This window comes from Dyella sp., assembly GCF_036746095.1.
Lineage (GTDB): Bacteria > Pseudomonadota > Gammaproteobacteria > Xanthomonadales > Rhodanobacteraceae > Dyella_B.
Window position 1 is genome coordinate 27,908 of the sequence record NZ_DAIOEU010000035.1, and the last position, 23,590, is coordinate 51,497.

Below are 23,590 nucleotides of genomic sequence, written 5' to 3' on the forward strand. Positions count from 1 at the left end.
TCTTTTCCGAAGAGACCCTCGCATGAACATGGTCCGCCGCATGCTCCTGATCACGCTGGTTGGATTCGTATCGACGCCGCTGGTTTCTCATGCACGGACGCAGGGCACCACTACGATTGTCGCCGGCAATGCACGTTTCGAATTCCTCACGCCCTCGTTGCTGCGCATGGAATACGCGCCGAGCGGGCATTTTGTCGACGTACCGTCGGCGGTCGTGCAGAAGCGCGATTGGTCGCCCGTCGGCGCTCAATCTTCCAAGGAAGACGGCTGGCTGGTGGTGCGCACCAGCAGCGTAACCTTGCGTTACCGCTTGAACTCCGGATCTTTCCAAGCGGACAACCTCGAGATTGCCTGGGCCAACCCCGGCGGCGCGCCACATACCTGGCATCCCGGCCAGGTCGATACGCAGAATCTCGGCGGCCTCACCTACTCGCTCGATCACGTCAGCGGCAGCAACTTGACCCAAGACGACACGCAGAGCCCGGTCAACGACATCATTCCCGGCATCGACATTCCGTTGTTGCCGGCCAAGCCGGGCTTGCTCAGCCGTAGCGGCTACGCCTTTATCGATGACAGCCAGACGCCGTTGTGGGACGGGAAAATGGCCTGGATCACAGCGCGCCCCACGCCTTACGGACAAGACTGGTACCTGTTTACCTATAACCACGAATACCCGCGCGTGCTGCAGGAATACGCGCAGCTTTGCGGCGGCATCCCGATGATTCCGCGCTACGTGCTGGGCAACTGGATCACCGATTTCAACTTCGAATATTTTCCGGATACCGCCGACGCGCATACACCGGAGTTCGAGCGCTACAACCAGCAGTACCTGGAAGACGAACTCTCGCGCCTGCGCGATTACCACATTCCGTTCGATACGCTGGTGCTGGATTTCGCCTGGCACAACTACGGCTGGCAAGGCGGCTATGACTGGAGCCCGCTGATTTCGCAGCCCACGCAGTTCCTGTAATGGCTGCACCAGCGCGGCATCAAGCTCAGTCTCAACGATCACCCCGGTTATGCGGGCACGAAGGAAAGCATTCTTTCCCATGCCGACAGCCACGCGGCCCAGGTGCTGACGGATCTGCGGCAGCCATTGCCGCCGAAGCCATCCTTCGATCTGGACGTTTCGGCGGGGTGGAAGTTCATGCCGGATGCGCACGATCAAGGCGTACAGCAACATTGGTTCGCCGCCGGCTACGACGATCATGCGTGGCAACCGATACGCACCGATCAATCATGGAATCGGCAGGGTTATCCGGATTACCAGGGCATTGGCTGGTATCGCACCTCGGTGTCGCTGCCGGCGGAGCTGCCGGATGCCTTGTATCTGTATCTGGGCGAGGTTGGGCAGGCGTATCGTCTCTTCGTCAACGGCACGGAGGTCGAGCACAGTCACGTGCAGTGGCCGAGGCGCCTTACGTATGCCGATATCAAGCCGTACGTTCACCCGGGCCAGCCCAATGCAATCGCCTTGCGCGTGGTACCGGGCGAGCAAGGCGGCGGTATTTTTCGTGGCCCGGTGGCGATCAAGAACGTGGCGCCGCCGCCGCGCATCGCGTTCGATCTTTCCGACCAGCGGCAGGCGGACGTGTTCATGCGCGATCTGCATGGGCCATTGATGCAGGCCGGCGTCAACTCCTGGTGGGTGGATGGCGGCGGGGGCACCACGGCGATGCCGGGGCTCAATCCGCAGTTCTGGACCAACCGGGTGTTCTACGATTTCTCGCAACAGGCCACCGGCCAGCGCGCTTTCATCCTGGGTCGCTACGGCGATTGGGGCAGCGAGCGCTATCCCGGCTTTTTCACCGGCGACACCTATTCGGAATGGCCGGTGCTGGCGTACGAAGTCGCTTTCACCGCGCGCGGCGGCAATGTGCTGGTGCCCTACATCAGCCACGATATCGGCGGCTTCCATGGCGCGAAGATCGCTTTTGATCTTTATGCGCGCTGGATCGAATTCGGCACTTTCAGCCCGATCCTGCGCATGCATAGCGCGCATGCCAATCCGCACGAAGGCAATGTGCGCATGCCATGGGTATACGGCGACAAGGGAATCGCGCTGATGCGCAAATACTTCAGCCTGCGCACGCAGCTTATTCCCTACATCTACACGTATACGTGGCAAGCTCACACCTTGTCGCTGCCATTGCTGCGTCCGTTGTACTTGCAGTATCCGCAATCGGAAGAGGCTTATCGCCACTCGCACGAGTACTTCTTCGGCGACGAGATGCTGGTGGCGCCGGTGCTGGACGCCAGCGGCAATCGCGCGGTGTATTTGCCGGCCGGCGAATGGATCGACTTCTTCAGCGGGAAGCGCTACGACGGCGGCAAATCCTTCACGGCGCACTACGACGTCGACCAGACGCCGGTGTTCGTGCGCGAAGGCTCGATTGTTCCGGAGCAGGAGCCGAGTGATTATTCCGATGCCAGGCCGCTGGATGCGCTGATCGTCAACGTGTATGGATCAGGCAAGGGACATTTCGATTTGTACGAGGACGATGGCGTGTCGCTTGATTATGCGAAGGGGAGTTATGCCATCACGCCAATGAGCTATGAGACCCGGGCGGACGGTTCGCATGTGCTGACGTTGGCGGCGGTGAAAGGGACGTACAAAGGCCAACCGTTGCAGCGTGCGTATGAAGTGCGGATTCATGCGATGACCAAGCCGCGGTCGGTCTGTGTAAACGGCAAGGTGGTGACGGCCTGGCATTGGGATGACAAAGAGGCGACGGCCAGCGTTACGGTGCCGCGGCGGGATATTCGCGATGCGGTGAGCGTCGGCTGGCGCTGAGTCGTGTTCTTGCCGCATACGGGCTCCCTACGTGTAACAGGGAGGGAGCTACGTCTGCGCAGAATGACCACTCTCGCGCGCATCAGCCAGCGGTTGCTGCACGCTGAAGCGCAACCGCCCCGCCTCCACGCGCACGTGCAGAGCACGATGCTTCACCAGGTAGCGCAACCCCACCAACACCGCGCCAAACCCCGCCGCAGCGCCCACGCCCAACGACCATCGCGGCCCAAACGTATCGGCCACCCAACCGACCACCGGCGCACCCAGCGGCGTACCACCCAGCGCAATCGCAAGCAGGATCGCCACCACGCGGCCGCGCATGGCCGGCTCCGTAGCGAGCTGCACCAGGCTATTGGTGGAGGTGGTGAAGGTCTGTGCGCAAACACCGATCGCCATCAGCATCGCCGCAAACATCCAGAAGTCGAACGACAGCGCCGCCAACACCAGCCCGCCACCGAATAACCCCGCCGCCGCAATCAGCAGCGGCACGCTCGGCCTCGCCCGCCGCGCCGCCAGCAATGCGCCGATTACCGTGCCGACCGCCATGCTGGAGGTAAGCAGGCCATAACGGCTGGCGCCGGCATGGAATACCTTCACCGACATGGTGGAAATAAAGATGGCGAAGTTGAGTCCGAAGGTGCCGAACAGGAATAACATCACGAGCACTGCGCGCAGGTCCGGCCGACGCCATACGTAGCGGAAGCCTTCGGCAAGACGCTCGCGTGCGCGATGGCCGCTCGTCTTTACGTGCAGCTCTTCGGGCCGCAACAAGCGCAACGAACACAGCACCGCCACGAACGATGCCGCATTCACCACGAATACCCAGCCCGTGCCTACCGCGGCAATCAATAAACCTGCGACAGCCGGACCGAGCATGCGCCCGGCGTTGAACGAGGTGGAATTGAGCGCTACGGCATTGGAAAGGTCATCCTCGCTCACCAGCTCCGACACGAACGTTTGCCGCGCCGGTGCATCGAACGCCGTGACGCAACCGAGCGCGAATGCAAAGGCATACACCTGCCACAGCTTGATCAAGCCCGTTACGGTGAGCAGGCCCAGGCCCAACGCCAGTACTCCCAGCGACGCCTGGGTGACGAACAGCAGCTTGCGTCGATTGATGTGGTCGGCCGCGTAGCCCGTCAGCGGCAACAACAGAATCTGCGGTCCGAACTGCAGCGCCATCACCACGCCGACGGCCGAGGCATTGTTGTGCGTGAGTTGCGTCAGCACCAGCCAATCCTGCCCGATGCGCTGCATCCACGTACCCACGTTGGATACCAGCGCACCACCGGCCCACACGCGGTAGTTGTAGCCGCGCAGCGAGCGGAACATGCTCATGCATTGCCGCTGTTGACGCGCCCGAAGGTGTGCGCATTGAACAACGCAAGCAACAGCGCGCCCAAGGCCGCCGCGATCATGTCCGGGATATGGCGCAGGTTGAAGTCGCCCACGCGGCAGAGCAGCAGATAGCCGATCACCGCATTGAGGAAACCCCACAGCACGTTGACGGTAGCGGACGAAAGCCCCCGGCCCGGTGGGCTGGCGAACGGACTTTGAAAAGCGCGCCCCATCGTGCCGCTGACGACATGCGGCACGGCGTTGAGCAGGAACAGGCCGCCGAAGAAGTAAGCCACGTAGTGCATGAGGAGACTCCGGGATGCGTTTGTGCGATGGCCGCCGTGCGCACTCATCGCGCGCAGGAAGAAAACTTCAAGGCTCGACGAGTCGTTTCAGCAGCTCGACGGCGCCAGCGAGTTTTTTCTGCTCGGCCGGCGAAAGCCGTGTCTGGATGGTGTGGAACAGCCAGTCTTCGCGCGCCGCGCGACTGGCCTTGATCCAGGCGCGCGCTTTCGACGTCAGTGAAAGCATGGTGCGGCGGCCGTCGGTAGGATGCGGCGCGCCTTTCAGCAAACCGGCTGTTTCGAGCGAAGCCACCGTGGCGCCCATCGATTGCTGGCGCACGCCTTCGAGTTCGGCAAGTTCCGTAACGGTTTTGGAGCCATCGCGTTCCAGATGGCCAAGCACCGATACCTGCGACCAGCTGAGCCCGTACGAACCGGTTTCCTCGCGCAGGCGGCGTTTCAGCTTGCCTAGCAGTACGCGGAGTTCGCCGGCGGTAGCCATGGCGGTATCGGAAGTGAGCGCGTTCATGGCGCGCAGTCTAGGGTATAGGAAGGTTAACTGCAAAGTTAGGCTTTCTATATGTCCCAGCCGCAAACCGGCGCCGGCACAGCCAGGCAGGTTGGGCTACCCCCAAGGGCACTAACTTGCGCCCAGAAACTTGCGATCGCCGCGATCGCCGCAAGCCTCGGGATGCACGCACAAGCCATTGTCCTGGGAATATGCGGATTTAGTCCGAGCAACCCGACCTGCGGTCAATCCTGCCGTCCCTTCCATGCGCCACCAAGTTCGGCGGTGGACATGCCGTAGACGGTATTGCGACCGGCCAGCTTGGCGGTATAGAGCGCGCGATCAGCCGCGTGCAGCAGGGCATCGCACGTTTCTTCCACGCCCTGGCCGTGCGGCACGCTGCCCAGGCTGGTCACGCCGATGCTCAACGTGAGCTTGCCGTAGCGGCTTTGCACGTGCGGCATGTTGAGGGCATTGATGGCATGCAGGATCGCGCCGGAAACCTTCAAGGCGCCGATCGCGTCGGTGTCGGGCAGGATGGCGATGAATTCCTCGCCGCCGTAGCGGCCGACCACGTCGCAGTAGCGATGCAATGATTTGCGCAGTTCCGCCGCGACGACACGCAAGCAGTCGTCACCACGCAGGTGGCCGTAGTGGTCGTTGTATTTCTTGAAGTAGTCCACGTCGATCATCAGCACCGACAGCGGATGGCCGCTGCGCATCGCGCGCTGCACTTCATCCACCAGTACTTCGTCGACGCGGCGGCGATTGGGCAGGCCGGTCAGGTGATCGTTGTTGGCGTAGTACTCGAGCTGGCGGTTGATGTCGGCCAGTTTCTGCTCGGCCTGCTTGCGATCGGTAATGTCGGTGAGCGCGGCGGTGATGCCGATCACCTGCCCCATGCGGTTGTGCACGGGATTGGCCAGCACCTGGTAGTGCTTGTCCTGGTGTTCGATTTCCTGCGCGGGCACATCCTGCCCTGACTCGAGCAGCCTGAGGCTGCGTCGGATGACCTGGCCGGCGCCCGGCATCAACTCGGCTACCTTGCGGCCTACCAGCGTTTCCGCGCGCACGCCGTGGATGGCGGCGTACGCCGTGTTGGCGGCCAGGTAACGGCCATCGCGGCCGATCAGGCACAGCGCGCTGGGGGCGGTGTCGTAGATGGCCATCATGCGGTACACGTTTTCGGCGTGCGTGAGATCCATCACGCCGTGCGCGACGCCACGATAGCCGGAAAATTCGCCGGCCTCGTTTTCCAGTGCCATCGCGTCGGATTCCAGCGCCACGGTGCTGCCGTCCGCGTGCAGGTGACGGCTGATGGCGCAGGAAAACGCCTTGGGGCGCGAGGCGAAGAAGCGCCGCACGCGGATCGCCTCGGTCGGCGCCATGAAGGCGTTCACCGGCTCGCCAAGCACGTCCGCGCGCTGGCGCCCCAGCATCTCAAGCAGGCCATCGGCCACGGTGGTGAAGCGGTGGCGCTCGTCGATCTCCCACTGCCACTGCGGATGCGCATGGATGACCGACTGCAGCCGATCGAGCGCGGCGCCTTGCATGTCCTTGAACATTGTCGATACCTCGCACCCGTTGCCGAACAGAAGATCCCGGCAGGCAGTACTCACAGGGGGTAATGCATGCCTGCCGCCGGCGTTAACTCGCCGACACACGTCCATCCGTGGGCGCGCGGGAAATCACGAACGCCATGGCAGTGGCGTTGCTTTATGGACGAGAAGGATGCGTTTTGGGGGTGGGTGGCTGTATCGGACGATTCCTAAAATGGAATCGTCGTGGCACCGCGCTGTGCTCCCTCCCCTGCGACGGCAGGGAAGGATTGGGGTGGGGTTGCTTGTGCTTTAGCGTGCAGCCGCATGTCGCCGAGATATGTCTGGCGGCGGCGTTTGGTCCTCGCCGCGCGTGGCGACCAGCCGCTACAACAACCCGTACGTCCGCGCATACTCAAACAACTGCGTATTGCTGGTGATCCCCAGCTTGCGCATCGCATCGTTCTTCTGCTGGCTGACGGTCTTCACGCTACGGTGCAGCTGCTCGGCGATCTGGGTCACCGACAGCCCCTGCGCATACAGGCGCACCACCTCGGCCTCGCGCTGGGAGAGCGAGGCCGGGTCGGCGGCACGCTCCGATCCTTCCGGGGACCAATCCATGACGTGTTCGCGCATGGACTCGCATATGTACGTGCGGCCGTTCATCACCGCGCCGATCGCCAGCTGCAGCTCTTTGGTCATCGCCACCTTGGCGACCAGGCCGTTCACCTCGGCGGCCAGCATGCCGCGGGTCAGGGCGGCGTTGTGCACCATGGTCAGCACGATGATCGGCAGCCTGGGATGCTCGCGGCGCACGCGCTTGAGCAAGGGCAGGCCATCGCCGGAGCCGTCTTCGTAAGGCATCGAAAAGTCGGTGATCAGCAGGTCGCATGGCGTGCTCGCCAGCAAGGCCAGCAATTCACGGCCATGGCTCGCTTCGCCAAGCACCTGCATGCCGCTGTGTTCTTTCAGCAGCGCACGGATGCCAAGCATCACGACGGGGTGATCGTCGGCAATGACGATCCGGGTTATCTCGCCAATCGGGGGCATAGCGGGGAGGCTCGGATTCCCATAGCGACGGCATGTCCAGCCGTCATGGTTAGGATTCTACCGAAGAACGCGCAGCCTCTTTCCCCAGCCGACATGTCATCATGCGCCCACAGCCGCTACGGAGCCGGCTGCACAGGGACAACTTTCTTTCTCAGCACGCCCTCACACGCCACCGTGACCCTAGCCCTATTCCTCAGCGACGCGGCCGCCGGCTGGTTCGATACCGGCCCGATCGGCATGGCGGTGGTGGTGCTTGCCGCCCTGCTCAGTCTTACCGCCCTGCTCGCGCTGGCGGTGTTGCGCATGCTGTTCCTGCAGCGGGAAAAACTGGCCGAAGCGGAGAGGAAACTCGCGCAGCAAAGCGCGGTGACGCAGGCGCAGCTGGATGCCGTGCCGTTTCCGGTGCTGGTCAAGGATGCGTCCGGCACCTACGTGGCGCTCAACCGTGCGTGCGAGCTGCGGCTCGGTATCGATGCGGCCAGCATGCTGGGGCACGAAAGCCTGGCACTTCCGGCGCAGCGCTGGGTTCCGCTGGCCGACGGCAGCTCGGCGCCGCAGCGCCTGCAGCAATCGAGCATCGACGCGCTACGCCAGAACAAGGTGCAGCGCTGCGAACTGGATTACCTGAGCAGCGATGGACACCAGCGCACCGGCCTGCTGCTGGAAGCGCCCACCCACGCGCCGCACGGCGGTGTGGAGGGCACCATCGCCATGCTGCTGGACATCACCGAATACCGGCAGATCGAACGCAGCGCGCGCGCCACCGAGCAGAGCCTGCGCGACATCACCCAGCGCATTCCGGTGGTGGTGTTCGTCGTGCGCCGCGGCGACGACCGGCGGCAGCGGCTGGCCTTCCTCGCCGGCAACCTGCACGCGTTGTTCGGCCTGGAACATGCCGATCTCTTGGAACAGGACGACGTGCTGCGCGACTGGCCGTTCCACGACAGCATTCATCCGGAAGATGCGCCGGCCCTACGCCGCCTGCTGCAGCGCGCGACGCGCCATCGCGGCACCGTCACGCTGGATTTTCGCGCCTACGGTGCGGAGGGCCTGCGCTGGATCCACCTGGTGATGGGCACGCGCCAGCTGGCGGATGGCCAGCTGGAATGGATCGGCTACGTCATCGACACCACCAGCATCAACGCGCACAACCAGACCCTGCTCGCCGCGCGCGACGCCGCCGAGCGCGCGTCCAAGGCGAAGGCCGACTTCCTCGCCACCATGAGCCACGAGATCCGAACGCCGATGAACGGCGTGATCGGCATGCTCGAACTGCTCGGCCGTACGCCGTTGAATGACGAGCAGCACGAATTGGTGCATGCGGTGGAAGATTCCGCCGGCGTGCTGCTGCAGGTACTCAACGATGTGCTGGATTTTTCCAAGCTGGAAGCCGGCAACGTGCGCCTGGACGACGCGCCGTTCGATCTGCGCACACTGATCGACAACGTGGCCGGCATGATGAGCGGTTCGGCGCACAAGAAAGGTTTGGGCCTGGACGTCGGCGCGGACGCCACGCTGGCCGGCAAGCTGCTGGGCGATAGCGTGCGCATCCGGCAGGTGCTGATGAACCTGCTCAACAACGCGGTGAAGTTCACCGAGCGCGGCAGCGTCGCCGTGGGTTTGCACGTGATCGGCGACGACGGTCACGCGCAGCGCGTGCGCATCAGCGTGGCCGATACCGGCATCGGCATCGCCGCCGACAAGCAGGCCAACCTCTTTACGCCGTTCTCGCAGGCCGAATCCTGGACCACGCGCCGCTATGGCGGCACCGGCCTGGGGCTGGCGATCTGCCGTCACCTGGTGCAATTGATGGGCGGCAGCATCGAACTCAGCAGCCGCCTCGGCGAAGGCACCAAGGTGACGCTGGAACTGCGCTTGCCGGTGGCGCAGCGCGAGGTTGAGCGTCCTGCCGAACTGGCCGGCCGGCATGCGATCGTGCGGCTGGCGTCGGTCGACACCGCCAATGCCCTCGCCGCCCATCTCACGACCTTGGGTCTGACGGTGGAGCAGATCCCGCCGGCGCAACCGATGCGGCGCGGCGCCGCGGCCAACCTGCTCTTTATCGACCAGCATGACCAGCAAAGCGCCGCGATGATTGCCGCGCAGCCGATCCTGGTCGATGCCGGCGCGAACGGCATCAGCGGCCCGCGCGGCGAGCGCCTCTGGCTCAACACCAATCCGCTGAAATGGCAGGCGGTGGCACGCGTTTGTGCCCGGACACTGACGCCGTCACCTGCGCCGCGCGAAGTTGTCGCGCCCGTGATGGCGCCGGTCGATGTCCTGCCGGCAACCGGCCGCATCCTGGTGGCGGAAGATCATCCGATCAGCCAGTCGCTGATCCGCCGCCAGCTTGGCTTGCTGGGCTGGGACTGCGACGTGGTCGGCGACGGCCAGGCCGCGCTGGCGGCCTTGCGCCAACGCGATTACGCGATGCTGCTCACCGACTGCCAGATGCCGCTGATGAACGGCTATGAATTGGCAACGGCGTGGCGCCAGCACGAATCGTCCACCCGGCGCGCCACCCACCTGCCGGTGATCGCCATGACCGCCAACGCGCTCGATGGCGAGATCGAACGCTGCTTCAAAGCCGGCATGGACGACTACCTCAGCAAGCCGGTGCAGTTGCGCCCGCTGGAAGACAAGCTGCGCACGTGGACCCCGCGCGCGGCTACGCCGAAAACGGAAGCCGGCTTGTTCGACGACGTGTTCGCCGAACCGGGCATGGAAGACCTGCGTGCCGACATGCTGCAGGCGATGTTGAAAACCAGCGGTCCGGATCTGGCCAGGCTCGAGCAGGCCATGGCGCAAGGCGACGGCGTGCAGGCGCAACGCACATTGCACCGGCTGCTGGGCGCGTTGCAGCTTTTTACGAATGGGCAAGTGATGGCGGAAGGACGCGAGTTGATGGCGGCGCTGGACGGCGAAGCGGCTGGGGACGCGCTACGGCAATTGCCCGGTTATCTGCAAAGACTGCAGCGCGAGCTGTCGGGATTGGCAGCGCAGGCCCATTCCGCGTAAGGCATGGACTCCCTGCGTCGAGCCCATTCGAAGCGAATCGTCATTCCGGCACCTGCGCCGGAATGACGAGCAAGGCTTCTGGCGATTGAACCATCCGGAAACCTGTTGCAAGCAACTGCAAGTTTCTCCGCGCAACAACAATAACTGGCACCCCGCCCTCGCATCCCGCACAATTCCCCCACCATTCGGCATCCCGGCAACCCTTGGACCCAAGGTTGCGCGCCGTTGCCGGCCCATGACGAACAGGGGGCGTCTTGATGGTTCTCAGGGGGAATGATGTATCCCACCCGTAACAGGTTGCTGCCACGGCTGGCCGCGCTGCTTTTGCTCGTTTCGATCGCACCGATGCTTTCCGCTGCCGACTGGACCTACCGCGTCCGGCCGCAGGACAACATCTGGGATCTTTCCAGCCGTTATCTGAAACCCGACGTGCCCTGGCAAAGGCTGCAGGCGTACAACAAGGTGGCCGATCCGTATCACCTGCCGCCGGGCATGACGCTGCGCGTGCCGATTGCCTGGCTGCGCGTGCAGCCGGCGAACGCCACGGTGGTGGCGGTGATGGGTAACGCGCACGTGCAGCTGCCTGGCGAAACGCAAACGGAAAACGTCACGCCGGGCATGACGCTCGGCTACGGCACGCACTTGAGCACCGACGCCAACGCCAGCCTCACCCTGCAATTTGCCGACGGCTCGCGCGTGCTGATGGAAGAAGACAGCGCGCTGGACCTTGACCAGATGAGCGCCTACGGACGCACCGGGATGGTAGACACGCGCCTGCGCCTGCAGCATGGCCGCGTCACCAATGCGGTAACGCCGATGACCGGCATCGGCGCGCATTTCAGCGTGGAAACGCCCGGAACGATTTCCAGCGTGCGCGGCACGCACTTCCGCGTGACCGCCGACCAAGGCCAGTCGCGCACCGAAGTGCTGACCGGCCGCGTGGACGTGGGTGGCGATCACGCACACGTGCTGGTGCCGAAAGAACACGGCGTGGCCGTGAGCGATGGCGCCAAGCCCACGCAGGCGCAACTGCTGTTGCCAGCGCCGACGTTGCACTGCCCCACGCAAGCCATCAACAAGCTGCCGTTCGTGCTGGCCTGGACGGCGCTCGATGGCGCCACGCACTATCGCGTGCAGTTGGCGCCGAACGACAAGTTCGAGATGCTGCTGCTCGATCACATTAGCAGCGCCGCGCAGCTCAGCCTGCCCGACCTGCCGGATGGCGACTACGCCATACGCGTGCGCGGCATCGATGCGCAAAAACTGGAAGGCGACGATGGCGTGTGCACGCTGCACATGAACGCCCATCCGCAGCCGCCGCTGGTGATCGATCCGCTGCCCGGCAGCAAGGTGCGCGATACGCGTCCGCGCTTCCATTGGACGGAAAGCCTGGAAGCGGCTTCCTACGTGTGGCAGCTGGCCGGCGAGCCATCCTTCGCCCAACCGCTGGCCAGCGAGGCGCAACTGACCGGCGACAACGTGCGTGCGCCCGCTACCCTGCCGTACGGCCACTACTACTGGCGCATCGCCACCCGCAGCAAGACTGGCAAGCTCGGCCCCTTCACCGATCCGATGCCGTTCGACCTGGTGCCGCAACCGCCCGCGCCGCAGGTGGGCAAGCCCACGTCATCGAAGAACGCGGTGAGCCTCGGCTGGCCACCCGGCACGCCGGGGCAGAAGTACCACATCCAGCTCGACCGCCATCCCGACTTTGCGCATCCGCAGATCGACCAGACGCTGGACCAGCCGCTGCTGCAAACCAGGAAGCCGGGCTCCGGCACGTGGTACGTGCGCGTGCAGACGATCGATACCGATGGGTATGCCGGACCGTGGGGAGCGGTGCAGAAGATTCGCCTGAGTGGTTGCCTGGCGTGCCGGATCGGTGCCATTGCCGCGGGCGGCGGCGTGGTGTTGTGGTTGTTGTTGTAGTTGGGTGAGACGAACTTGCATCTAAATGACACGCTTCATTCCCGCCATGAATGGCTCCCTCCTGTACGTGTAGTAGGGGAGGGTTGGGGTGGGGCGAAGTCCATGACCTCGCGCCGAACTAAAGCTGTACGGCAAGTCCATGCAACCCCACCCCAGCCCTCCCCTGCACGCAGGGGAGGAAGAAAAGCCGCGACGAGAATTTGAAGTGCCCGCGTCTTCCACCACCGCCTTCACCTGGCTCGTACGCGGCATGCTCTGGATGGCCGGCGTCGGCCTGCTCATGCTGATGATCGTCAGCGGTGTCACCGTGCCACTCGACAACGCGCTCTACGACCTCAACGCACGCCACTGGCACTACACGCCGGACGACCGCGTCGTGATCGTCGCGATCGATCCCAAGAGCCTGGATGAAATCGGCCGTTTTCCCTGGCCGCGCTCCGTCTACGCGCAGCTGATCGACCGCCTCACGGCGGACGGTGTGCGCGGCATCGGCATGGACGTCACCATGTCCACGCCATCCAACGATCCGGGCAACGACGAACAGATCGCCGCCGCCATCCGCCGCAACGGCAAGGTGGTGTTGCCGGTGTTCGCCGAAGCCGTCTCGCTGGGCGGCCCGCTGCAGGAAGCGTTGCCGGTCAGCAGCATCGCGCAGAGCGTGGCCGGATTGGGACACGTGGATGCCGCCAAGGACAGCGACGAACGGGTGCGCGGCGCATACCTGAAAGCCGGGCTTGGCAGTCCTTACTGGCCCTCGCTGGCGTTGGCGGTATTGCAAGTCGGCCACGCCGCACCCAGGGGCAAGCTGCCCGGCTTGCGCGATCCGGTGCGCAACGATGCATCGCCTTACCTATGGATGCGCGACGACTACGTCCTGCTCCGCTACGCCGGCGCCCGCGGCGCGTTTGGATATTTGTCGTCCGTCGACGTACTCAACAACCGTGTGCCTGTGAGCCTGCTGAAAGATCGCTGGGTGCTGATCGGCGCCACCGCCGAAGGCCTCGGCGACATTCTGCAGACGCCCGAATCGCCCATGCCGGGCGTGGAATACCAGGCGAACGTGCTGGAGTCGCTGGAGCGCGGCATGCTGGTGACGCCGCTCGGCTTCCTGCACCAGTTCGCCGTTGGCGCCGCGATGCTGGCAGTACCTCTGCTGCTCTACGGATTACCCGGCATCGGGCGGAACTGGCCCTTGCCGCTGATCAGCATGGCGCTGGTTTTTGCGGTAAGCCTCACCGCGTTGCGTACTTCTTACGTGTGGTGGCCGCCGGCGAGCTGCCTGGTCGTGATTGCCGTCGAGTTCATCGCCTGGCACTTGTTAATGCGCCATCGCCGTCCGGTGCACGCGTAAAGCAGCTTGCTGAAGAAAAGAACGCTCGTTATCAGCGTTCGCTATTTGCCTGACGAATTCTAAACACCTTTTGAACTTCCCCAAGTCCACATTGGCAACCGTAGGGGCAAAACTCGATCACACAGGCGATTCGTTATGCGCGTTGCAAGTTTCTCCAGGCTCGTTCCCATGTCGCTGGTGCTGGTATGGATGACGCTGGCGGCCGGACTCGCGCAAGCCGCCGACCCCGTCCAACCGTTGAACGCCGACGAACAGGCTTTTCTCAGCCGCGCCAAGGATGACAACGCCAACCAGATCGCCATGGCGAAGCTGGCCCTGACCAAGTCCACCAACCCGCGTGTGATCGATTTGGCCAACACGATCATTCAGGAACGTACCGCCCTCGGCACGCGCCTGGCGCAATTGTTGCCCGGTGCCAACGGCCATGCCCGCCAGCCGGCGGACGACAACGCGATGATCGATCGCATGCAGTCGCTTAACGGCGATGCGTTCGACAAGAGCTTCGCCAGCGCGGCGGTACGCAACCATTGCCGCATGATTTCCGCCTACGAGGCGATGAAGCTCACCTCCATCAATCCCGCCCTGAAGGATTTCGCCCACCAGGCCATTCCCGCCCTGCGCGGCAACTTGACGGTCGCCATGGCCGTGCTGCGTTCGTCCGGCTGGACGGTCCCGCATCACCAGGAAGCGGTGGCTTCGGCCGACACGCGTGGTGGATCGAAGGCACCGGTGTTCTGGGAGCCGGTCTCGCTGGTCGCAGCTCCCTGGTAAGGCGCTGACTGCCTGGATCAACCTGCCGCCGCGATGGGGACATCGCGGCGGTTTTATTTTGCCGGCATGGAGAAATTGGACGAGCTTGCTCGCTCAGGCTTCCGAAAAATGGATGGTGACGAGTGTCCCGGGCTGAGTGCGCTTCGCGACCAACCGCCAGCCATGCGCGTGTGCGATCTCCTTGCAGATCGCCAGACCCAACCCGGACCCTTCGGCTCGGTTGTTCGGTGCGCGCCAGAACCGGTTGAAAATAAAAGGCAGATGCGCTTCATCGATACCTGGCCCTTCGTCGTGCACTGAGATCGACGATGCACCGGCCGTCACCATGACGGTGGAATGCCGGGGTGCAAACGCCAGCGCATTCTCCAGCAGATTCTTCAGCAGGATGAACACCCCGCCCTCGTCCGCCCGGATCTGCTTGCCGGGCACGAGCATGCGGGTTTCTATCGCCACGTTCCGCGCCGAAGCGCGGCGTGCCAGATGGGAGGTCACGTCGCGCACCGCGTGCACCAGATCGACCTGGGCGAACTCGTAACTTTGCAGCACGCTGGCTTCCATCAGATGCAGCAGCTGGCGAACCTGCCGGGACATCGCGTCGACGTCGTGCAGGATCTGATGCGTGCCAGGCGAAGCCGGCTGCATTTCGACCTCGCCGCGAATCAAGGTCAACGGCGTCTGCAACTCGTGCGCCGCAGCGGCGAGAAAGGTCTGCTGCGCGAGATAGCCCTCTTCCAGCCTGTCCAGCGCATCGTTGAACGACGCCACCAACGGTCGCATCTCGCTGGGGATGCGTTGCAACGACAACCGTGTCGTGAGGTTCTGCGGCGTGATGCCGGCGGCGGCTTGCGACGCCTCCCGGATCGGCTTCAACAACCGCCGCAGCGTTATGAGCATGGTGACGACGAAGACCAGCGCAGCAACCAGAAAACTGATCCCGACGGTTTTGGGAACCGTGCTCTGCTTGATCCGGATCAGCGCCGTATCGAATGCCTCGCTGGTGACGATCTGAAGGAAGTACGCCCTGCGCACTCCGGGGATCGGCACGGTTTCCACATAAAAGGTCTTGCCGCCACTTTCAAACCGGGAACGTTGCGTCGTCATCCAGTCGCCCGCGTGCGGCACGGAAACGATCATCGGCATCGACGACAACACGGCATCGCCGAATTCGTCGACCACTTCGTATCCCGTATCCTGCGCAAACGCCGTGCTGAACCTTTTGATGTCCGCCGGTATCGGAAGCGAAACCGGCCGCCCCTGTGCGTCCAATTGCACGGACCTGGCCAATCGGTGCGCTACGCTCCCGAGGACGTCGCTCGCGAACATCTCGGCGGGATAATGCGCAAAAACAAAGCCGATGCGCGCCAGAACCACCGCGAGGCTCAGCGCCAAGGCCAGCAGGCAAGTCGCCAGAAGCCGTGAGGAAAGGCTATCGAACAGGAAAAACCGCGGCGCCGTCGATGGCCTCGTCGTTTCTATGTGTGCTTGTTGTGCATCGGGTGGCATCATGGTCATGGCGTTGCCGGCTTGGTTCATCGGGAATCCGCGGACGTCTTCTGCAATTGGTAGCCGATGCCGCGCACATTCACGATCTTGATGCCGGCATCGATGGCGAACAGTTTTTTGCGCAGGCGATGCAGGGCTACGTCGAGCGCGTTCGGCGTGACGTCGTCATGCAATCCCCAGGCGGCGTGTTCCAGTTGCGTGTGCCGGACCACGTTTCCAGCCGCCGACACCATGCGCAGGATGATCTGCAACTCCGACGGCGACAGCGACACCCATTCGCCCTGGCACCCCATGCAAGCACGTTCCGGGTCGACCGTGAGCCCTGCAAAGTCCGGCGAGAGCGGCGCCATCGCCGCAGGGCGCCGCATCAAGGAACGCACGCGCGCCACCAGTTCTTCCATGGAAAATGGCTTGGGCAAATAGTCGTCGGCCCCACTTTCGAGCCCTTCGACGCGATCGTGAATGGCGTCTCTGGCGGTAAGCATCAGGCACGGTATCGTTGAGCCGCCGACTCGCAGCCGGCGCAATAGCTTGATGCCATCGCCATCCGGCAAACCGCGATCCAGCACCAGCAGCGCGAATTCGAATCGCGCCAGCGCGTACAGGGCGGTGGCGGCATCGGGGAAGATGTCGGTTTCGATACCGCTTCGTAAAAGCGCCGCCTTGATCATCTCGGCGAGGCGCTCATGATCTTCCACTAGTGCTACGCGATGCATGCCGTTACGTCATTTGAAGCGATAAATGTAGCCAACCATGATGCTGGGCGCCGTCTTTTTGCCAACCAGCGGACTATCGGTGATACCCGAACCGAATTGCGTGATACCGACATCGCCGCGGATGGATTGGCGCGCATCCAGCCGCCACGTCACGCTGGCGCCGACACTGGCATTGACCGTCGACTTGCCATCGTAGACCGGGCGCGTGGGCGTAACTTCCGTCGGCCGCACGCCGTAATAGTAATCGACGTATTTGCGATTCATATATTGGAATTCGACGTGCGGTGCGATGCGCCAGCGCCCGAAGTCGAAACCTCGCTCCAGCGACAGCTCACCCTGATGCCCGCGGTTGCTGGACAGATATTCGGTTGAAATGCTGAATTGGCCATAGTGCCAGCCCATGTGCGGACCGTACCAAATCGCGCCGTTGCGGTTGGCCATGCCATGAAAGATGGTGGCGTCTGAATGCGTGTAACCATCGAACAGCGAAAACTTGGTGCGCAAGGAAAACGTAAAGCCGTCGCCTTGCCATGCCTTGAGGTCGAACGTCGTGCCGATAAAGCTGATCCATCGATTCTCATAGAAGACATAGGGCGCTGGAAGGACGCGCGTACCGAACCCTTTATAGGGCAGGCCTTCGGCAGCAATACCCCCGCCCAGCCCCCAATGCGATGACGCACCCTCCTGCTGCGCATCGAACCCGGTCGCCACGCCCGGCAGGGCTTGCGACTGGTTTGGTGGCGCTTCCCCCGTAGTGGTAGTGCTTTGTGCATGGACCATCGGCATCCAGGGAAGAGCGCCGAGCAAGGCAAGATACTTCATGCGGTTGCGCTGGAGTCGCATATGGCGGTGGTCCGGATCGAGGGTGGGAACTGCACTCTCGGGTCGGGCGACTTACCAAATACTTACCGCTTTGTGTGTTGCTCGCAGTGGGGCCGCAAGATCGGTGTCACCGGCCCCCGTATGCACCGCGTGAATTCGCAAGAACTATTCGCAATGAATACGTATGCATACCCTGGTTGTTGCACCGCGATGCTTCCTACCATCCAGCGCAACAGCTTTCCGCATAGCCAAGCAACGCGTTAGTCACCTGCGCCATCGATGGGGAGATCGATTCGGCGTACGGCAAGCTGCGGCCACGCAGATCGATACCTGCGTGCACTCGAAGGGAATACGCAACGAAACCTGTTCACCAGGAGGCACCCGTATGAAGTGTCCGAAGATGCTTGCCGTCTTGCTGGCCTGCGCCAGCCTCGCGGCCATTCCCGCCATGCCCGCGCATGCCGCCATCAACAGCATGAGCCTTGGCGCCAGTTACAACGCGCAACAAACGCAGATCAACTTTCGCGTGTATTCCTCGCAAGCCACGCGCATCGTGCTGTACCTGTACGGCGCCGGCTATGGCGCGCAGGAATCGGCCACGTATGCCCTGACCAACGAAGGCGGCGGCGTGTGGCAAGCGGTGGTGCCGGTATCGTCGATTCAAGGCGCCGGCATCACCGGCGCCGTGTATTACGGTTATCGCGCCTGGGGTCCCAATTGGCCGTACAACTCAAGCTGGACGAAAGGCTCGTCGGCCGGCTTCATCTCCGACGTCGACAGCAGCGGCAATCGCTTCAATCCCAACAAGCTGCTGCTCGATCCGTATGCGAAGGAGATCAGCCAGGACCCGCTCAACACGAACAACCAGAACGCCGATATCTTCGCCACCGGCGGCACCGTCGATTCTGCCTTCGGCAAGGCATATCGCCTGATCGACAGCGGCACGTACGCGCCCAAGGGCATCGTGCTGGTGCCGAGTACGCAGAGCACCGGCACCAAGCCGACGCGCGCACAGAAAGACGATGTGATCTACGAAGTAAACGTGCGCGGATTCACCAAGCAGGATCCCAGCATCGCCACGCAATACCAGGGCACTTACTACGGCGCAGGATTGAAGGCGAGCTATCTGGCCAGCCTGGGCGTCACCGCGGTGGAATTCCTGCCATTGCAGGAAACGCAGAACGACGCCAACGACGTGGTACCCAATTCGGATGCCAACCAGAACTACTGGGGCTACATGACCGAAGACTTCTTCGCACCCGATCGGCGCTACGCATACAACAAATCGGCAGGCGGTCCCACCGCGGAATTCCAGGCGATGGTGCAGGCCTTCCATAACGCCGGCATCAAGGTGTACATGGACGTGGTCTACAACCACACCGCCGAAGGCGGCAGCTGGAGCAGCACCGATCCCACCACCGCGACCGAGTATTCCTGGCGCGGGCTGGACAACACCACCTATTACGAACTCACCTCCGGCAATCAATACTTCTACGACAACACCGGCATCGGCGCCAACTACAACACCTACAACACCGTTGCGCAGAACCTGATCATCGATTCGCTCGCGTATTGGAGCAACACGATGGGCGTCGACGGTTTCCGCTTCGACGAAGGCCCCATCCTCGGCAACGCCTGCCTCAATGGCGCGGCCCAGTCCGGTGCGCCGAACTGTCCCAATGGCGGCTTCTACTTCGATGCGGCGGATCCGAACGTCGCCATCAACCGCATCCTCAAGGAATTCACCGTGCGTCCCGCAACAGGCGGCACCGGACTGGATCTCTACGCCGAACCGTGGGCGGCCAGCGGCAGCAATGAATACCAGCTTGGTGGATTTCCGAAAGGCTGGTCCGAGTGGAATGGCCTGTTCCGCGACAGCGTGCGACAGGCGCAGAACGAACTCGGCAACATGACCATCCACATCACGCAGGATGCGAACGATTTCTCCGGCTCGTCCAACCTGTACCAGGCCAGCGGCCGCGCGCCGTGGAACTCCACCAACTTCATCGACATCCACGATGGCATGACGCTGAAAGACGTCTATGCCTGCAACGGCGCCAACAACAGCCAGGCGTGGCCCTACGGCCCCTCCGATGGCGGCATCGCCAACAACTACAGCTGGGACCAAGGCATGTCCGCCGGAACAGGCGCCGCCGTCGACCAACGCCGCGCCGCACGCACCGGCCTCGCCTTCGTCATGCTCTCCGCCGGCACGCCCATGATGCAAGGCGGCGACGAGCATCTGCGCAGTCTCCAATGCAACAACAACGCCTACAACCTGGACTCCACCGCCAACTGGCTCAGCTACAGCTGGACGACGGATCAATCGAACTTCTACAACTTCGCCCAACGCCTGATCGCCTTCCGCAAAGCGCATCCGGCGTTGCGTCCGGTGACGTGGTACACCTCTAGCCAAGTCGTCTGGTACGAACCCAGCGGAGCCGTTGCCGACAGCAGCTACTGGAACAACACCAGCAACTATGCGATTGCGTACACGGTGAACGGATCATCGTTGGGCGATAGCAACTCCATGTATATCGCCTACAACGGCTGGTCCGGCAGCGTTACTTTCACGTTACCGGCGCCGCCCACTGGCACCAACTGGTATCGCGTTACGGATACCTGCGACTGGAACGATGGCCCCAATACCTTCGTTACACCCGGCAATGAAACACTGATCGGCGGCGCGGGCGCCACTTACGGCCAATGCGGGCAGTCACTGCTGTTGCTGATTGCCAAGTAATGTCCAATGCGTACGCTGGGGTACAAACCCCAGCTTACGCATGCTCGTGCATGGCGATGTCGGGGTTTACGCGGCGGCAATACCAGATTACTTCTGCGCCCCGCTCGACGCGCCGCTATTGGCCGGAAGTTGCTCGAGGTTGAATGACATGGTGGTGATCTTGGCGTCCAGGCCCTGCACCACGGCCGGTGTCAGGTCATTGGCCATGTTGCCGCCGAGCACGACGTTGCGATCCAGCAGCAGGCCGCAGTTCTTGCTGCGATACGCCTCGGTGATCACCGGCTGCGCGTATTGCGCGATCTGGCCCAGCGCTTTCACGCGCGTGGCTTCCAGTTCGCGGCTGCGCAGTGCCTGGTCTTCCTGCACTTTCTGCATGCGCTGCCCCAGCGCCTGTTCGCGCGACTGGCGCTGGTCGGCGGACAATGAAGCCGCTTGCGAGCGGTAGCTCTGCACGTCGGCATCGATCGGCTTGCGTTCGGTTTCGATCTCGCCCTGCGCCTGGTCAGCCAGCTGTTTCAAGCGCGCGGAAGCGGCCTTGCCGACCTTGGCATTGGCAAAGATCGCCTCGCGCGACAGGTAGCAGACACCCGATACCACCGGCCCGCCGAGGGGCGGGTTGTTGCCGCTGCTGGATTGGGCTTGTGCGGCAGCGGCCGGCACGGCGGCGAGGAGAATGGCGGCAATGGCTGGGAGCGTTCGATCGAGGCGCATGGTTGGTCCTTCAGTGGAAAGGGGGCGGTTGAAAAGGCTCAACGTACGCCAATTGCGTTGCGATTGCAGCTACGCAGCGGCCTGTCTGCGCATCGAGCGCAGGGCGAGGCCTGCGTGTCGAGCAATCCTGCCGGCTACCTGTTTCGCATGGCGGTCAACGCCGCGTAGGGCGCCAGGTCACCGCCTTGTCCGGCGGTATCGTGATTTTTGAGTTGAGGCGCCAAGCCGGCGGGAATTATTGGTCGCTGGAACGAATGAAAGACAAACCTTTGGGCGTGAGCTGGAGTCTCCTGCTGTGCCCCGCTTCACTCTGCTCCTGCACCAGCCCCATGGCGAGCAAGCGCGAGGCGATGGGTTCAGGCACGGCCGAGGCGCGCCCTTCCGCCACGCTTTCCAGGCATGACAGCTCAAGTTTTTCCAGCTTGATCGCCCCGTTCACGAGTGCGTCGTCTCGTCGTCTTGGATGGCGCAAGCTTGCATCCAGCCAAGTGACAAAGGCCTGCCCGGTGCGTGAAGCCCGGGTATGCGCGAGATCACCATTCAGGGGAAGGGACGGCCAGCAGAAGCCAAACGTTTGAAGCGACAGACGCGGCCGGGCCCGATTTGCATACCTCCCCGTTTTGCGCCACATTCGTCCCACGCTTAGGTGGGGCAGCAAGAAGGCGGGGATGAAAAACAAGCGGGAGAGTGCGCCGATGGGGGGGCCGGGCATTCCGGCCATCGGGGCACATGACAACACGCATGGTTTCGAGACGTTCCTGCGCGGCCAGTTCCGTGGCCTGCTGCAGTTTCTGCGTGCACGCACGGCCAGCGAGCAGGATGCGGAGGATGCGGCGCAGGAAAGCATGGCCAAGCTGATGCGCTATCGCGAATCCGAACCGCCTTCGGCCTGGAAGCAACTGCTCTACCGCATCGCGGTGAACGTGGCGCACGACCAGTACCGGGTGGCGCTCAGCCACCACAACAAGGACCACGTCGCGCTGGAAGGGCTGGACATCGCCACCGGCGAGCACACCCCCGAACAGCGGGCGCTTTACGAGCAGCAGGTCGCGCGCCTGTCCAGGGCGATCCTGGAGCTGCCGCCCAAATGCCAGCGCGTGTATCTGCTCAAGCGCGTGCATGACATGAGCCATGCGGATATCGCCAGCCGCTGCGGCATCTCGGTGAAGATGGTCGAGAAGCACCTGGCCACCGCGCTTGCGCAATTGCGGCGCAAGGTAGGTGATTCGTCGACGGAAACGTTTTAATGAGCATGGACAGGGAAAATGCCAACGAGCGGACCCCCGCCGGCTCGCAAAGCGAGGCGGAGCAGTGGTTCGCGCGCCTGCTCGACCGGCATTGTCCGCCGGAAGAACGCGCCGCTTTCGAGCGCTGGCGCAACGCCGATCCCGCCCATGCGGCGGCCTATCGCGAGCTGGAATTGTTGTGGAAGCGTAGCGAAGAGGCCGTCAAGGATCCGGCCGTGATGGCGGCAGCGCGGCGCGCCTTGCGCCACGAGCCCGAACCGCGCGCCTCGCGGCGCTGGCTGCTGCCGGCCATGGCTACCGGCTTGGCGCTGCTCGTCGCGGCGATCGCCCTGCCCCGCTGGGTGTCGACCTCGACCAACGTGGCCGCGACGACCTACGCGACCGTGCCGGGCCAGCAGCGCAGCGTGCCATTGGCGGACGGCTCCCTGATCCTGCTCGATACCGACAGCGAAGTCTCGGTGAGCTATAGCCCGGATACGCGGCGCGTGGATCTCAAGCAGGGCCAAGCGCAATTCAGCGTGCAGGGCAATCATGCGTGGCCGTTCGTGGTGCATGCGGGCAGCGGCACCGTAACGGCGGTAGGCACGCAATTCCAGGTGCGCCTCGATGGCGACTCCACCGACGTGGCGCTGCTGAAAGGCAAACTCGCCATCGCCACCCAGACCCCGGACGGCATGACGCAAAGCGCATCGCTGATCGGTGGCGAGGGACTCGCCTTCGATGCCAGCGGGCACATCACGCCGGTGCATCCGCTCGACCTGCAGCAAGCGCAAGGCTGGACGGAAGGCAAGCTGTTCGTACACGACTGGCGCTTGCCGAAGTTGCTGCTTGAAATGAATCGCTATAGCAGCACGAAGCTTTCGATCGGCGATCCGTCGCTGCAGAACATCCATGTCAGCGGCATTTTCCGCACCAACGACCAGCAGACCTTCCTGCAGCTGCTGCAGCAGGGCTGGGCGATTCGCGCCAAGCGCGTGAGCGATACGCAGGTTGTGTTGTTGCGTTGATGGCTTGCGTAGGCCGGGATGAAATCCCAGCTTTTTTGCGCCTTCCATGCTGTGATTTCATCCCGGCCTACGCGTTCGAAATGCCGTAAGCTCCATGGCCGTCATTCCCGCTTTCGCGCACTGCTGTCCGGGGAAATTTTTCGCCGTTCTTGCGGGAAAAGCTAAAACAACGTCATTCTAGCGAAAGCTCACTGCTGTCCGGCACGTATTTTGCGCTGCTTCGCAGGCAGTCCACACGGCCGTCATTCCCGCGAAAGCGG

19 protein-coding genes are annotated in these 23,590 nt (G+C 63.2%); 9 read left to right on the plus strand and 10 right to left on the minus strand.

Going from position 1 to position 23,590, the window contains the following annotated elements; translation table 11 throughout:
- Positions 1 to 22 precede the first annotated feature (22 nt).
- Together V7M64_RS14355 and V7M64_RS14360 are read left to right on the plus strand one after the other, a co-directional pair.
- On the plus strand, positions 23 to 970 hold the full coding sequence (locus V7M64_RS14355; protein ID WP_333679969.1) for a hypothetical protein: 948 nt from the start codon (positions 23 to 25) through the stop codon (positions 968 to 970).
- Positions 971 to 1,072: 102 nt separating this feature from the next.
- On the plus strand, positions 1,073 to 2,794 hold the full coding sequence (locus tag V7M64_RS14360; protein WP_333679971.1) for a TIM-barrel domain-containing protein: 1,722 nt from the start codon (positions 1,073 to 1,075) through the stop codon (positions 2,792 to 2,794).
- 48 nt (positions 2,795 to 2,842) lie between these two features.
- Here the strand turns inward: V7M64_RS14360 and V7M64_RS14365 are convergent, their stop codons facing one another.
- The 5 genes from V7M64_RS14365 to V7M64_RS14385 form a co-directional block, all read right to left on the minus strand.
- Positions 2,843 to 4,132, minus strand: coding sequence for an MFS transporter (locus tag V7M64_RS14365; RefSeq protein WP_333679972.1), 1,290 nt, complete (start codon positions 4,130 to 4,132; stop codon positions 2,843 to 2,845).
- Positions 4,129 to 4,437 carry a hypothetical protein gene (locus V7M64_RS14370; RefSeq protein WP_333679973.1) on the minus strand — a complete coding sequence of 103 codons (309 nt, stop codon included), beginning with the start codon at positions 4,435 to 4,437 and terminating at the stop codon, positions 4,129 to 4,131. The genes V7M64_RS14365 and V7M64_RS14370 overlap by 4 nt, the downstream gene beginning before the upstream one ends.
- A 67-nt stretch (positions 4,438 to 4,504) precedes the next feature.
- Positions 4,505 to 4,945, minus strand: coding sequence for a MarR family transcriptional regulator (locus V7M64_RS14375; protein WP_333679974.1), 441 nt, complete (start codon positions 4,943 to 4,945; stop codon positions 4,505 to 4,507).
- 224 nt (positions 4,946 to 5,169) lie between these two features.
- Positions 5,170 to 6,489: a diguanylate cyclase gene (locus V7M64_RS14380; RefSeq protein WP_333679976.1), complete on the minus strand. Its 1,320-nt coding sequence runs from the start codon at positions 6,487 to 6,489 to the stop codon at positions 5,170 to 5,172.
- Between the two features lie 360 nt (positions 6,490 to 6,849).
- On the minus strand, positions 6,850 to 7,512 hold the full coding sequence (locus V7M64_RS14385) for a response regulator transcription factor (RefSeq protein ID WP_333679977.1): 663 nt from the start codon (positions 7,510 to 7,512) through the stop codon (positions 6,850 to 6,852).
- Positions 7,513 to 7,686: 174 nt separating this feature from the next.
- On the opposite strand from V7M64_RS14385, the gene V7M64_RS14390 reads away from it, so the two are divergent.
- The 4 genes from V7M64_RS14390 to V7M64_RS14405 all read left to right on the plus strand — a co-directional run bounded on the left by V7M64_RS14390 (position 7,687) and on the right by V7M64_RS14405 (position 14,581).
- Positions 7,687 to 10,530: an ATP-binding protein gene (locus V7M64_RS14390; RefSeq protein WP_333679978.1), complete on the plus strand. Its 2,844-nt coding sequence runs from the start codon at positions 7,687 to 7,689 to the stop codon at positions 10,528 to 10,530.
- A 276-nt stretch (positions 10,531 to 10,806) separates the two neighbouring features.
- On the plus strand, positions 10,807 to 12,459 hold the full coding sequence (locus V7M64_RS14395; RefSeq protein WP_333679979.1) for a FecR domain-containing protein: 1,653 nt from the start codon (positions 10,807 to 10,809) through the stop codon (positions 12,457 to 12,459).
- 205 nt (positions 12,460 to 12,664) lie between these two features.
- Positions 12,665 to 13,810, plus strand: a complete 1,146-nt coding sequence (locus V7M64_RS14400; protein WP_333679981.1) for a CHASE2 domain-containing protein — start codon at positions 12,665 to 12,667, stop codon at positions 13,808 to 13,810.
- A gap of 135 nt (positions 13,811 to 13,945) precedes the next feature.
- The gene (locus tag V7M64_RS14405) at positions 13,946 to 14,581 is read left to right on the plus strand and encodes a DUF4142 domain-containing protein (protein ID WP_333679982.1); all 636 of its coding nucleotides are present in this window, start codon (positions 13,946 to 13,948) and stop codon (positions 14,579 to 14,581) included.
- A 93-nt stretch (positions 14,582 to 14,674) separates the two neighbouring features.
- On the opposite strand, the gene V7M64_RS14410 is transcribed toward V7M64_RS14405, so the two are convergent.
- The 3 genes from V7M64_RS14410 to V7M64_RS14420 are packed head-to-tail and all read right to left on the minus strand — an operon-like array spanning position 14,675 to position 17,643.
- Entirely contained in the window at positions 14,675 to 16,114 is a 1,440-nt protein-coding gene (locus V7M64_RS14410) for an ATP-binding protein (RefSeq protein ID WP_333679983.1), read from the minus strand.
- Positions 16,111 to 16,800, minus strand: coding sequence for a response regulator transcription factor (locus tag V7M64_RS14415; protein WP_333679984.1), 690 nt, complete (start codon positions 16,798 to 16,800; stop codon positions 16,111 to 16,113). The genes V7M64_RS14410 and V7M64_RS14415 overlap by 4 nt, the downstream gene beginning before the upstream one ends.
- A 9-nt stretch (positions 16,801 to 16,809) precedes the next feature.
- Positions 16,810 to 17,643, minus strand: coding sequence for a MipA/OmpV family protein (locus tag V7M64_RS14420; protein WP_333679987.1), 834 nt, complete (start codon positions 17,641 to 17,643; stop codon positions 16,810 to 16,812).
- 364 nt (positions 17,644 to 18,007) lie between these two features.
- Between V7M64_RS14420 and V7M64_RS14425 the strand changes: the two genes are divergently transcribed.
- Positions 18,008 to 20,365: an isoamylase gene (locus V7M64_RS14425; protein ID WP_333679989.1), complete on the plus strand. Its 2,358-nt coding sequence runs from the start codon at positions 18,008 to 18,010 to the stop codon at positions 20,363 to 20,365.
- 87 nt (positions 20,366 to 20,452) lie between these two features.
- Here V7M64_RS14425 and V7M64_RS14430 read toward each other — a convergent pair whose 3' ends face one another.
- Together V7M64_RS14430 and V7M64_RS14435 are read right to left on the minus strand one after the other, a co-directional pair.
- Positions 20,453 to 21,076 (minus strand): OmpH family outer membrane protein, encoded by a 624-nt coding sequence (locus V7M64_RS14430; RefSeq protein ID WP_333679991.1) that lies wholly within the window; start codon positions 21,074 to 21,076, stop codon positions 20,453 to 20,455.
- Between the two features lie 235 nt (positions 21,077 to 21,311).
- A complete protein-coding gene (locus tag V7M64_RS14435) occupies positions 21,312 to 21,515 on the minus strand; it encodes a hypothetical protein (RefSeq protein ID WP_333679992.1) in 204 nt (67 codons plus the stop codon).
- A 229-nt stretch (positions 21,516 to 21,744) separates the two neighbouring features.
- Between V7M64_RS14435 and V7M64_RS14440 the strand changes: the two genes are divergently transcribed.
- Both V7M64_RS14440 and V7M64_RS14445 read left to right on the plus strand, forming a co-directional pair.
- A complete protein-coding gene (locus tag V7M64_RS14440; protein WP_333679993.1) occupies positions 21,745 to 22,323 on the plus strand; it encodes an RNA polymerase sigma factor in 579 nt (192 codons plus the stop codon).
- The gene (locus V7M64_RS14445) at positions 22,323 to 23,330 is read left to right on the plus strand and encodes a FecR domain-containing protein (protein ID WP_333679994.1); all 1,008 of its coding nucleotides are present in this window, start codon (positions 22,323 to 22,325) and stop codon (positions 23,328 to 23,330) included. Before V7M64_RS14440 ends, V7M64_RS14445 begins: the two co-directional genes overlap by 1 nt.
- Positions 23,331 to 23,590 lie beyond the last annotated feature (260 nt).